The organism is Helicobacter sp. NHP22-001 (assembly GCF_030270165.1).
GTDB lineage: Bacteria > Campylobacterota > Campylobacteria > Campylobacterales > Helicobacteraceae > Helicobacter > Helicobacter gastrofelis.
Genome location: NZ_BSWS01000002.1, coordinates 1 through 12,260 on the forward strand (window position 1 = coordinate 1; position 12,260 = coordinate 12,260).

Annotated in this window: 9 protein-coding genes and 2 pseudogenes; 2 read left to right on the forward strand and 9 right to left on the reverse strand. The window is 39.0% G+C overall.

Annotated elements, in window-relative coordinates:
- A partial coding sequence (locus QSJ47_RS02805) for a PAS domain-containing protein (protein ID WP_285602365.1) occupies positions 1 to 426 on the reverse strand: 426 nt, incomplete at its 3' end.
- A gap of 239 nt (positions 427 to 665) precedes the next feature.
- Here QSJ47_RS02805 and QSJ47_RS02810 point away from each other — a divergent pair.
- Positions 666 to 1,145, forward strand: coding sequence for a phosphatidylglycerophosphatase A family protein (locus QSJ47_RS02810; protein ID WP_221271045.1), 480 nt, complete (start codon positions 666 to 668; stop codon positions 1,143 to 1,145).
- Positions 1,146 to 1,345: 200 nt separating this feature from the next.
- Here the strand turns inward: QSJ47_RS02810 and QSJ47_RS02815 are convergent, their stop codons facing one another.
- The 5 genes from QSJ47_RS02815 to QSJ47_RS02835 form a co-directional block, all read right to left on the reverse strand.
- Positions 1,346 to 2,008, reverse strand: a complete 663-nt coding sequence (locus tag QSJ47_RS02815; RefSeq protein ID WP_221271046.1) for a hypothetical protein — start codon at positions 2,006 to 2,008, stop codon at positions 1,346 to 1,348.
- Positions 2,009 to 2,552: 544 nt separating this feature from the next.
- Positions 2,553 to 4,514 (reverse strand): BspA family leucine-rich repeat surface protein, encoded by a 1,962-nt coding sequence (locus tag QSJ47_RS02820; RefSeq protein ID WP_285602366.1) that lies wholly within the window; start codon positions 4,512 to 4,514, stop codon positions 2,553 to 2,555.
- A 63-nt stretch (positions 4,515 to 4,577) separates the two neighbouring features.
- On the reverse strand, positions 4,578 to 6,155 hold the full coding sequence (locus QSJ47_RS02825; protein WP_285602367.1) for a tetratricopeptide repeat protein: 1,578 nt from the start codon (positions 6,153 to 6,155) through the stop codon (positions 4,578 to 4,580).
- A gap of 1,128 nt (positions 6,156 to 7,283) precedes the next feature.
- The gene (locus tag QSJ47_RS02830) at positions 7,284 to 7,448 is read right to left on the reverse strand and encodes a hypothetical protein (protein WP_221271053.1); all 165 of its coding nucleotides are present in this window, start codon (positions 7,446 to 7,448) and stop codon (positions 7,284 to 7,286) included.
- A 46-nt stretch (positions 7,449 to 7,494) separates the two neighbouring features.
- The gene (locus QSJ47_RS02835; RefSeq protein WP_221271054.1) at positions 7,495 to 7,707 is read right to left on the reverse strand and encodes a hypothetical protein; all 213 of its coding nucleotides are present in this window, start codon (positions 7,705 to 7,707) and stop codon (positions 7,495 to 7,497) included.
- A gap of 631 nt (positions 7,708 to 8,338) precedes the next feature.
- On the opposite strand from QSJ47_RS02835, the gene QSJ47_RS02840 reads away from it, so the two are divergent.
- Positions 8,339 to 8,494, forward strand: a complete 156-nt coding sequence (locus tag QSJ47_RS02840; protein WP_260321505.1) for an NYN domain-containing protein — start codon at positions 8,339 to 8,341, stop codon at positions 8,492 to 8,494.
- 143 nt (positions 8,495 to 8,637) lie between these two features.
- On the opposite strand, the pseudogene QSJ47_RS02845 reads toward QSJ47_RS02840, so the two are convergent.
- The 3 genes and pseudogenes from QSJ47_RS02845 to QSJ47_RS08270 form a co-directional block, all read right to left on the reverse strand.
- A pseudogene (locus QSJ47_RS02845) lies at positions 8,638 to 10,023 on the reverse strand (McrC family protein).
- A 28-nt stretch (positions 10,024 to 10,051) separates the two neighbouring features.
- A complete protein-coding gene (locus QSJ47_RS08265; RefSeq protein WP_502875110.1) occupies positions 10,052 to 11,218 on the reverse strand; it encodes an McrB family protein in 1,167 nt (388 codons plus the stop codon).
- A 180-nt stretch (positions 11,219 to 11,398) separates the two neighbouring features.
- A pseudogene (locus QSJ47_RS08270) lies at positions 11,399 to 11,488 on the reverse strand (hypothetical protein); the annotation flags it as partial.
- Positions 11,489 to 12,260: the final 772 nt, after the last annotated feature.

Sequence of the window (12,260 nt, forward strand, 5' to 3'; positions counted from 1 at the left end):
TATGTCCAAGGCAAATTTAATGAATTTATATATCTTACCCTCACTATCAAAAACGGGATTGTAGCTGGCCTCCAAATAAACTGCCTTGCCCGTTTTTGTAACGCGCTTAAAAGTCCCTCGTTTGAACTCCCCCGACTTTAAATGTCGCCAAAACTCGGTGTATTGTGGGGTTTTGACAAACTCGGGGTCGCAAAACATGGAATGGTGCTTACCTTTGATTTCTTCTAAGGTATAGCCCATGAGATGAAGAAAGTTATCGTTGGCTGTGATCACTTTACCTTCTGTATCAAATTCAATGAGGGCTAGAGATCGGCTGATGGCGTTGTAGATCGCACGCAATTCACGATTTTCTTTGGTGAGCGTGGTGATTTGTTCTGTGAGTTCTGTATTTTTAGTTTTTTTGCTAGCAGAAGAGGCGAATAACATTATTTAGTCCTTATTCAAAAACCTTAAGAAAGCCTAGGGGTTCTCGGGTTTGGGCAAGAAATAGGAAAAGCACAAAAAGCACACCGAAAGGCAAAAGCACCACCAAAAAAGGATAATGGTGGCAAGCTACCCCTACATCTCCGTCTGTGTTGCCCAAATTCCAAGCAATCCATGCAACCCCCTATATCTCAATAATGCAAAAAGCCATTCATTGTAACATATTTTTAAATCATGTTAAAATGACACCAAAGCTTTTGGAGAGAACTTTGAAATTCTTGAGTCGTGAGTGTTTTTTAACACTTTTTTACTCCGGTAAATTCCCTAAGGGACCGGGCACAGCGGGGAGTGTGGTTGCTCTGTTTTTGGGTCTACCTATCTTGTATTTATCAGCTAACACACTTTTTTTGTGTGCCCTTTTAATTGGGCTTATCGCCATTAAGCAGATTGACATTTATGAAGCCCAAACGAATAGCCATGATGATAAACAAATTGTGATCGATGAATTGGTGGGGATGTGGATGGCGATGGCGATTGCTGGGCTTAGTTGGTTGGGTGTGATTGCTAGTTTTGTGTTTTTCCGCCTCTTTGACATTTACAAGCCCTCTTTGATTGGCAAAATTGATAGAGATGTTAAAGGCGGGCTTGGCGTGGTGGGTGATGATGCTTTAGCGGGGATTTGTGGTGGGTTTTGCGCTTTGTTGCTCGCCCATTTATTTTGATAAGAGTTGTATAGTCGCATCTTCTAAAATCCCCATCCACCCCTAATTTTTAGAATGGAAGAGATGTTCATTTTGTTACATTGATAGCGTTGTAGGTCTTGCCTGTGCCTGGAGGTCCATAAAGGATTATATTTAAGGGGACATGCGGAAGTTTGCATGTGCTGTTTCTCTTATGTTGGCTCTTGTGTGGGGGTTGTTTGCTAGAGAGTGGATAGATTATCCATTGGTTTAAAACACTCTTGGGGGATTTCGTTAAAGAAATCCACTAACTTCAAAAAATAGTTTGTGATTTTTTCTAAGTCAGTTTCTAGATCAGGATAGATTTCGTATTTATTTCTGAGGTCTTTTCTGGAGTTTTTTCCAAAGAATTTCTCATATGCTAGACACTTTTCGCACCTTTCTGACTCAGTTTTATTTGTAGCCCTACCCATAGAAAGATGAAAACCATCTTTGGAATTAGGCACACCTCTCACTAAGGTGTCAAGCCAATAATAGGCAAACCAAATATAAAACCCCCGACTCCGTGCTAACTTGGTTCTATTAACAAGATGTTCCTTTAAAATATCTTTGCGACAAAAAACGATCGCAGGTCTAAACCCTTTTTTGGGATTGAGATTCTTCTTGCCAGCACCCGATAGCCAGCCCTGCCCAAATCTCACATTGCATTCATAGTCAATATCATTTAGAAGATAGTTAAAATTTTCTTCTAAGTCGGTTGTTACCATGCCTTTCGTGGTGCGATCTCCGCTGGCTATTTTTGCATCCATGCGCCTCACAAACTCTCGCAACAACCCCTGAAACGCTTGTCTTTGCTCTTGATTCCAAATTACTTTTGCTATGATAATCCTCCATTGCAAAAACATAACCCACTAACCTGGGATTTTCTAAAGGGTTCGTTAGGTTAGCTCGTTGATTCTAATAAGTTATAACTAATCTTCTCCAAATTGTTTTCTAAATAATGGGAGTATTTGAGTCATATATTCATAAGTCCAGCCTACATGCAAGGGTCTCATAAACTAGCTTGGTTAACCTAAATCGAGCAATGGCAAAAAAGTGCCTTTGGGTTCTGTGTAGCATGGGGTTTTGGGCGGCGATGCTCAATCCATAAATGTAACCCACCACTTCCTAGTGCCGCCCCCAGCATGCCGTTTACTAGAGTGTATCAAATGCACCCAAGCCTATATAGGTTGACTGGCTTAGTCTAGCGCATTATACCATCACGAGCGATAAAGGAAGTTTGCAAGACAGGCTGCCGCACAATACCTAGACTCTCTTTATTTATGCCTTGGGCAAACTTTTGTTCCATGCTAGATATTCTCATCTCTTCTTTATAATGAAAAGGCGGATTTGTTCTATGTACCAACCTAGCACTCGCCACCATTACTTCCCGATACCATGCTGGATATTTTAGTAGATAAGACTATCACAACCAAAAAACATATCATCCATACATTCAACACCAGAGACATCCCACTCATCCAAAGGTTGGTTGAAGGATGTACAACCAGAAAACATGCCATTCATATCCAACACCTTTGAAACATTCCATTTGTCTAATGGCTGATTAAAGGCCTTACAGCCCTTGAACATACTACCCATATCTGTTACATTAGACACATTCCATTTATCTAATGCTTGGTTGAATGCTGCGCAGTTGAAAAACATCCCTTGCATATCCCACACCTTAGAAACATTCCACCTGTCTAAAGGCTGATCAAAGGATGCACAACCAAAAAACATTTTTCCCATCTTCCTTACATTGGACACCTTCCAGTCATTTAAAGGTTGATTGAAAGCTATGCAACCATCAAACATCTCCCGCATATCCCACACCTTGGAGACATTCCATTTGTCCAAAGATTGGTTAAAGGCTATGCACCCTTTGAACATACCATTCATATTCCTTGCTCTAGAAACATTCCAATTATCCAAAGGCTGATTAAAAACGACACAGCGATAGAACATTCTATACATGTTCTCCGCCTTAGAAACATTCCAGCCATTTAATGGTTGGTTAAAAACTATGCAGTGAGCAAACATCCATTCCATATCTGTTGCACTACAAGCATTCCAGTGATCTAAAGATTGGTTAAAACTTTTGCAACAATAAAACATACCACACATATCCTCCACATTGGATACATCCCATCTATCTAATGGTTGGTTGAAGACCACGCAATTTTCAAACATACTTTCCATATCTCTCACATTAGACACATTCCAACTATTGAGTGGTTTGTTGAAGGCTGTGCAATTTTCAAACATACCCCCCATATCTTTTACACTAGACACATCCCAACTATCCAAAGATTGATTAAAAGATGTGCAACCACAAAACATTTTTTCCATATTCTCTACCCTAGACACATCCCATTTATCTAAGGATTGATTAAAGACTTTGCAACTAGAAAACATATCTCCCATATCTTTTACACTAGACACATTCCACCTATTGAGTGGTTGATTAAAGGCTGTGCAGTCTTTAAACATCCACCTCATATCTTTTACACTAGACACATCCCACTTATCCAAGGGTTGGTTAAAAACTTTGCAATCACGAAACATGCCATACATATCCGCCACATTAGACACATTCCAACTATTGAGTGGTTGATTGAAAGTTGTGCAGCAAGCAAACATGTCACTCATATCCACCACACTAGAAACATCCCATTGATCTAGGGGCTGATTGAAGTGCCCACAACCGACGAACATCCATCCCATATTTTTCACACCAGACACATTCCAACTGTTGAGCGGTTTGTTAAAAACTCTACACCCAGAAAACATCCCACTCATATTTTTCACACTAGAAACATTCCAGTTGTCTAAGGGTCGGTTGAAAACCCTGCACCCAGCAAACATACTTCCCATATTCTCCACTCTAGACACATCCCACTTATCTAGGGGTTGATTGAAAGACGAGCAACCATCAAAAATCCCCAGCATATCCACCACATGAGAGACATTCCAACTATTAAGTGGTTGATTAAAAGACCAGCAACCACTAAACATCTCTCGCATATTCTCCACCCTAGAAACATCCCATTTATCCAAAGGTTGGTTAAACTTTTCACACCTACTAAACATCTCCCTCATATTCACTACACTAGACACATCCCAATCATTAAGCGGTTGATTAAAACTCTCACACTTGTAAAACATGCTCTCCATGTTTGTTACCTTGGATACATCCCAAGTTTCTAACCCTTTAAAATTTTTTCTTTCTGAACGATAAAACAATCGGCTTAAGTCTGTCAAATCTCCAATATCGATTTCAGCTAGGTGAATCTTTTTATTTTCTACTAATTTTTGAAGCTCTTCTTTACTTTTAGGGAAGTATTTTCTTTCATGGGTTTGTGTTTTCAAGTGAGTCCTTTATGATATTTTTAAATAAAAGCACATAAGCACATAGAATATTTGTAAATACACTTAATTTCCCCACGGATCGCAAGATTTTTTAAGGTATTCAAACGCCTTTAAAAGGTCAGGTGCAACGCCCAAACCCTTCTCATACATTTGACTTAGCCGATAGCAAGCTTTGCTAAAAGGATCGCGAGTCCTCACAAAGTGGGTCCACTTATATTCGGTAGCCACTTTGGTGTAATATGCAAAAGCCCTAGCATAATCCTTAGCCACACCCCTACCCTCAAAATATAAGTCTGCTAGTCCGCAACACGCATTATAATAATCCCAATTATCTTTCCTAAATTCTACTGCCTTTTGGTAATACTCTAGGGCTTTTTTATCATCTTGCACACACCCTCGACCCTCAGCATACATTTTGGCGACACACCCATAAAGACTTGTATCGCCTAATTCAATCGCCTTGAGATACCACTTTAACACAAAGCCATCTCCATAGCGCCAGCCTGAAAATGCCAACCACCTAGAAGCCCTCATCCCTAAGACTCCCCTCGATAAATCAGCGACTCTTTGAAGATAGGCTGTGGCCTTAGGGCGGTCTTTGAGCTTATCTGTGCAATAGCTTAGGTAGGTTCTAGCGATTCTAGCGCAAATATCTGCCCTTCCTAGCTTGGTTTTGCCTATTTGAATGGCTTTTTTATAATAGTCTTCAGCATTCCCAACATACTCACGCTCCTGAACGCTACTCCGACATATTTTTGCCAATTCCAAATAAGCATCTACAGAGCCCATTTCAATAGCCTTGTGGTAGTATGCTAAGGCTCTTTTTACATCCCTAGACACCCCACTAGCATTCCAGTAAATCTTAGCCAGCACTTCATAGGCCTCTGCATTCCCTAGTTTTGCGCTTTTTTCATAATATTTTAGAGCTTTGGTGCGGTTAGGGTCTCCACTCCGTAATTCTAGGGGAGAATCCTGCCCATAGATCATGCCCATTTCAAAGTAGCTTTCTGTATCGCCTAGTTTGGCACTCTTTTCATAATACTTTAAGGCTTCTTCAAGCATACCCCCTTGGTGTGCTTTTGCAGCTTTTAAAAAATAGACATCAGATTTTCTAGGAAAGGTCATCAAGCTATGGCAATGTCCCCCCACTTTAAACGCATCTAAGTGTAAATCATTGAGCAACGCCGCTAATCTTAAAAAGAGTCTTTCATACTGGGAGTCATCCAAGTGGTATCTGGCTTTATTGCCCTTAAAAAGTTTTTTAAATGCGGGGCATTTTTGCGCTTCTTTGAGATTTTGTGCCCCACAAGTGATCAAAAAGGAAGATTTGTATTTGCCCTCTTTGAAAGACGCAAAGCATAGGTAAAAACCATGTTGGCTATTTAATTTAGTCGTGTTGACTAGACCCTTTTGCAAGAGAGTTTTAGGGGCAAAGATAAGCGCACGCTCTACCTCTTCTACTCCCTTTTGGCTTAGAATTTTAAGTGGCGTGATGTGCAATGCACACACATACCCAATGCCTTTTAAGAGTGTGTTTAATTTTTGGGCGATTGTGATTTCTTCTCCCACATGCCCAAAGTTGCTTAGGTATTTGTCTAGGACTGCCGCCTCTGGGCCACTCCATTGAATCCGCTCAATCATGAAAATTCCTTAAATGGTATATTCTTTAAAAAAGCCATGCAAGCACAGGTAGACTTTCTCTGTGCACGTTTCAATATCATTATGAAACCAATTGCTTTTAGTGAGTTTGGAAGATGAAAAAATCTTGGAGCGTCTTTTGGTAATGCGCTTAATTGTGTATTGCGTGCAAAGATAGACATTTTCCCACAATTATCCACACTTACACGACCCACCATGCATAGCCTCCTTGGTAAGAGTGGACTACAAATTTATTTTTAGACAAATGGCTTAAAATATCCATTTGGATAGTTTGCACATCTAACTTAGTCGCCACAATGACCTCCATAAAACAAGGTAGTTCGGTCTAGCGTATTTTTTTTAATGGATAGTTAATAGGATTAGCTAAGCCACCCTAAAATCTTCTTTCTAATATATTTTGAGGAATATAAAACTAGGATTCGTGTAAATTAGGAAATGTTTAGGATATGAAGTGCTATACTAAATTGGATCTGCTCCAAAGATGGCCACATCACTAAATGAAGTCGCTCAATTTGGGCTTTAAATAACGGAAAGGGTGGTCGCCCCGATTTTATTAAAGGAAATAAGGTGAAATAAAGTTTGACTACCAAGGCATTGCTAATATTTTCGCGCTGTTTTGAAGTTGCATACGCTGATAAGAGGATAGAAAAATTACAAAAAAATAACATGAATTTGAGTTAGACATTACTAAGAGACAACTACAGAAAGACAGCGGTAATATTTGGCTGAAAAAACTCAGAATACCTGAAAAAGACAACAAAATTTCCACAGAAATCCAAAAAGAAATCCAAGGTATTTAGCAACAGCTTGAAGTGCACCAAAAAAGTAAGGTTCACATTATGACCTTGAACCATGTTTTGCAAATGCTCAAACAACAGAAAAAGCTTGTGGAAACCTACAAAAATAATTTATTTAAAGATCTTGTGCAAAAACCACCAACACCCAATTCTCTGAGTATCACCGGTCTATTATCCGCTATTTACAGCGTGCTCTATCTCCATGACCTTGAGTATAAACTTGCTATATAACCAATATTTCAAACACTATTAAAAACATTATATATTATTTAAAATTGTATTTAATACTACTTAAAATTATTTGACACAACCCCTACTTATGATAACCCCCACCCCTTTCATCTCCGCCTTTTTCTTTCCACTCTTTGAGTATCTGCTCCGCTCTTTCCTTATGCATGCGGACAGAGCTATCTATGCTGTATAAGATTGTGCTAGCTTGATTATTGCCATTTGCTGTTTCTAAATTGTCAAAAGACAAAGGTTAAGGCTTTGGATTAGCTCATTGTCTATTGTCTGTTGTCTTTCTAGGTGTTGTCTTTAACCTTTTTAACATCTGTCAAGTCTTTAACTAAATCCTTGCCCTTGTCTATCATCTTTTCAAAGAAACCCCGATGATAAAGCTTTGTAACCCACGGCCTTGCTTTTTCTAAGGGTTCATTAGTGTAACGGGCAATGTTTGCCTCCCTTTCTAAGACTTGCTCTTGACTCAAACACTTGGCTCTCTCTTCCTCCTTCATCACCGCCCAAACTCTAGACAATCAGCAAGAAAAGCACTAAAATTTGGAGTGAATATTGGCTCGGTTGGTTCAGTGTCACGCTGATTTAGGCACTCAAGCCCCCGAGGTCTTTGCGGAGTTTCTTGTGTCAAACGAATGTGATCAATCTTCTAGCGATTCCTCTACCACTCAAGATTTCGATGTTTTCCTACCCAAAAAAAAACAGCAGTTTTAGTAGACTTAAGTTTTTTTCTTAAGGTGTACTACCCTGGTTCTAAGAAGTATCTTGAGCCTAGCAGTTTAGCCGAAGAGATCAAGCATATGTCCTTAAAACACTGCACAACTCTAAAGACTATCTCTTCCGTGTTTTTGTCTATGATTGTGCGCCGATTACTGGGAGGGTGCAAAGGCCAAAGAGCAAGAAACAATTTCCCTTAGACCAAAGCGATGTAGCTCAGTTTAGAACGGAGCTTTTAAAGATACTCAACACAAAGTCTTATTTTACCGTTAGGTTGGGAGAGATTAGGCTTGATAAGAAGAATCCATAGATATTAAAACCTCAAGTCTTGTTTGATATTCTATCCAACAAAAAGTCTATACAAGATTTGACAGATGAAGATTTTCAGTTGAACTTACGGCAAAAGGGGTAGACATGAAGATAGGTCCAGACATTGCCTCTCTTGCCATTAAAAAGCAGGTTGAAAAGATCGTTTTGGTTGCCAATGACAGTGACTTTGTCCCTGCCATCAAATTTGCTAAACGAGAAGGGGTTATTGTTCAGTTGGATTCTTTGAAACAACACACTTGAAACAACACACTCCAGAAGATTTATCAAAACATGTCGATCTTCTGCACTCCGTCTATTCATTGGATAGTTTATAAAATACTTTGTTCTAGGAACTAGGAACTTGTAAGTACTTTTAAACACCAAAAAACACCCTTTTGTATAGGTCAAATATAGGTCAAAGACTGAGGGGGAAGTATCTTTAAGGTGAGTTGAATGCCATCTACACTAAATGGCTCACTCGCCTTAAAAGTCCAAGTAGAAGTGGATCCTGACCCCTGCCAAGGATAGACCAGCCACACGCTCACACGCCGTTGTTTACCTATTAATTCAACAGAAGCGTATTTACTTGCATACGCCCACATTTGGTAAAGGTCAGCTTGGTCAATATCTTGTTGCTTCTTAATGACTTTCCATTTAGTGTCTAAAATCAAAACTTCTTTTTTGTTTCTAAGTACAACATCGGGATGCATTTCAAAGCAATTTTGAGAGTTTTCATCTTTTGCGAGATATCTGCTTTGTTCTTGCAAACTCACATCATAGTCTCTTAAACTCCTTTACAACCAAACCCCTACAAAAGACTCAAAAAGCCTTTCCATAGGGAATAATAGCGCATAGGCTCGATTAGAACCGCTATAAGGCATTAAAGACTTTTTGCGCAAGAAAAGATTGCACCACATCAAAAGATTCTTATACTCTTTAAAACGGCTTGCATGCGTACTTTTAGCAAAATCCGCATCTATATTTTTGCTAGTGCTTATTTCATCAAAAACAAAACGCACGGCATTTAGTTTTTCTTGTGTTTGAGGACTTAACGCTAGAGTTTTGAGAGTTTCAAGTGTAGATTTGATCAAGCGATTAGGGGCGACATCTAGGCTATATTCATCACTTGTTGTGTAAAAGCGTTCTTCATGGACTAAATTAGTCTTAAGATGACTAGAAAACTCTAACTTACCTTTAAGATAATGACGATTTTCTGAGACACTCAAATAATCCCGTTTTAATCCACGCTTAATGAGCTCCATACATTCATCTAAAAACATGCAAACAAAGACATCTAGTATAGGTAAATGCGCACTGTCAAGCTGAGAAAAGTGGGTTTGCTTAAAGGACATATCTTTAAGAGTAGACAAGCAATTGTAAAGAATTTGTTTGGCATAGCAAATAGGGCAAGAAGGCTCTTTTAAAGGTTTTGGGTTAGTTTGTGGCTTTATAAATTCTCTTGCATACTCTTGAAACTTTGAGTGATCGAGCATGGAAATTTTTTTGTCGCAACTAGTATGTCTCTCTAAATCATGTTCATCATACTCGCAAACTTTGGGCAAAATTTCTACGTAAAAACCTTCAACTTGGATCAAACCCACATAATTTTGGGTTTTTAGGGTATCTGAATCTTCAAATTTTAACAACTCTTTATTGGCCTTAGCAAATTCTTTTAAGGCTTCCCATATGCCTTGGGCTTTGTCTTTTTCTTGTAGCGGTAAACGACTTATGACTTTTTGTTTTCCAAAGTTAGCATGCTCTGTTAGATGGAGTGTAGGTGGAATTAACATAGATCACTCACTAAAATGCAGAGTAGAATTATTTCTCTTTTCTATTTTTGTCCCATGCCTTATCATTGTAGATCTTTTTGAAGCAATTAACCTCCCATTCATCACATTTATCATTTGTAATCCGATAGATCTTTTTGTTAGGATCGACAAGATTTTTAAGAGAATTTTTAAGACTTGTATCTCTTAAATCTTCATCCTCCTCACTTGCATCTTGCATTGTTTCACTCACAAGCATACCATTATCATTAAGCACCGCCTTGATCTTGGCGTAATCATCGTAAAAATACTCTTGCAAGAGCGGGATAATCTTGTTTTTAAAGCAGTCTTGCAAATCCTTTAATGTTTCTAGTTCTGAAAAGTACGCATGCCCAATGGTGTGTTCGCGATCGAGCAAAAATTCTATACGTTTATTCATTGCCTTCAAGAGTCTTGATAGATCGATGCCTGTATCCTCGTCCTTATCCTTAATGTGGCGATCTTTGAGAGACTCGGGTTCTGGCATTACCTCTTCAAAGGTGAATCTACGGCGCAAAGCAGTGTCTAATAGAGCAATGCTTCGATCGGCGGTGTTCATTGTACCAATGATATAGAGATTCTTAGGCACATTAAAAAACTCCTGACTATAGGGCAAGACAACTCCTAAGGCTTCGCTATTACCTGCGCGTTTGTCAGGCTCTATTAGCGTAATAAGCTCTCCAAAAATCTTAGAGATATTGCCCCGATTGATTTCATCAATGATGAGAACATAGGTTTTGGGACAATACCAGGATTGCTCAAATTCCCAAATTTTGCGATAGAGCATAAAGTAGTACTTGGCATGTTCAGCCTCTTTTAGGTTCGCACCGTTTTTAAAATCACTGTAATTTCCTTTTACCATTTTAACCCACTCATCTAATGCTAGCGATAGATTATTTTCAAGATCCACTAAAAGTGAAGCTTCCAAACCAAAACTTCTAACCACCACCTTATTGTCACTGTCGAAAAAAAATTCCTGTTTCTTGTCAATCATCCGTTGCATAAAAGTATTAAAATCGCAGATCAAGTGATCTAGATAATCTTCCCAGCTAATTTCCCGAGTGCCCTGCTTGTTTTGCATCTGAACTCTACCATAATTCTTCCATGCTCTATTGCAGACCTGTTTAAACACTCCCTCTTGAACGCTGTAGGTAACCTCACCTGTCTTTTTAGAATCCATGCTGGGTTTGATACCCTCCACAAATTCCTCATAACCATAGCTCTGATGGAAAGTAATAAAACTAATTTGTCCCTCCTGCTTATAATAATCAAACAAGACTTTTGCGCGGGTTCTTTCATCTTTTGGGATCGGTTTTTTTAATTCTTGAAGCTTCGCTGTGATTTCTTGATCATTTGCAAAACCCAAAATTTCTAGTGTCTTATTGATGGTGCGATAGGTTTTACCTGTACCCGGAGGACCATAAAGGATTTGATTGAGTGGGTACTTTTTAGAAACATCCATTTTTTTAAAATCTCCTTGAGGAATTGTATTAAATCGATTGACAAAATTTAAAAAATCTCTAGTGATTTGCTCTAAGGAACCCTCCAAAGAATTTTCTAAGTCAGGATCAGGATAGGTTTTTGCGTTCCACCCCATCTTTAAAGTTGCTGCACATTTTGCATTTTCAGACTTACCAAATCCAAGAGAAAAGTTTGAATGCGTAGAAGTGATCTCACCTTTTTTTGGACATGGAAAATTATCCCCTACAAAGCCCCTCAAACGATCAAAGGACTCCGTTCTACCATCCTTCCATGTCAAACCATTTTCCCACAAGAACTTAAAACAAATCCACACGCCACCTGTCCCCTCACTATACCCCCCTTTGCGCTCCTCGAGTGGGACATTCCAGTTTGTAAAAAAAACCCTCTTAACTTTTATTAACAAAATCCTCACCAAAAATGTCCGTACGGCAAAAGGCAATCGCCACCTCACACGATGAGAAATGATCTGGAAGTTGTGGGCCTATTGCAAATATGCGAACTTCACATGTGTAACCCAAGTCCTATAAAAGCTTTTCTTTTTTCAACTCATTATTTAACCTACTGATTAGACAGTTTTTGAAAATATATAATGTATCTCATTGTTTGCCAACACACCACTAGCCCCCCTATCGCGTCCTTACACCTCGATTCCCACCACAAACTTCCACAACAATCTTTGAAACGCCCTTCTTTCCTCCTCGCTCCACTTTACTTTGTCCATACTGCTCCTTTATCACCCA

What these genes read in the sequence shown, in the direction of transcription:
- QSJ47_RS02810 (WP_221271045.1), top strand. Translation starts at nt 666, where the DNA reads ATGACACCAAAGCTTTTGGAGAGAACTTTGAAATTCTTGAGTCGTGAG.
- QSJ47_RS02840 (WP_260321505.1), top strand. Translation starts at nt 8,339, where the DNA reads ATGAAGATAGGTCCAGACATTGCCTCTCTTGCCATTAAAAAGCAGGTT.
- QSJ47_RS02835 (WP_221271054.1), bottom strand. Translation starts at nt 7,707, where the DNA reads ATGAAGGAGGAAGAGAGAGCCAAGTGTTTGAGTCAAGAGCAAGTCTTA.
- QSJ47_RS08265 (WP_502875110.1), bottom strand. Translation starts at nt 11,218, where the DNA reads ATGGATTCTAAAAAGACAGGTGAGGTTACCTACAGCGTTCAAGAGGGA.
- QSJ47_RS02815 (WP_221271046.1), bottom strand. Translation starts at nt 2,008, where the DNA reads ATGTTTTTGCAATGGAGGATTATCATAGCAAAAGTAATTTGGAATCAA.
- QSJ47_RS02825 (WP_285602367.1), bottom strand. Translation starts at nt 6,155, where the DNA reads ATGATTGAGCGGATTCAATGGAGTGGCCCAGAGGCGGCAGTCCTAGAC.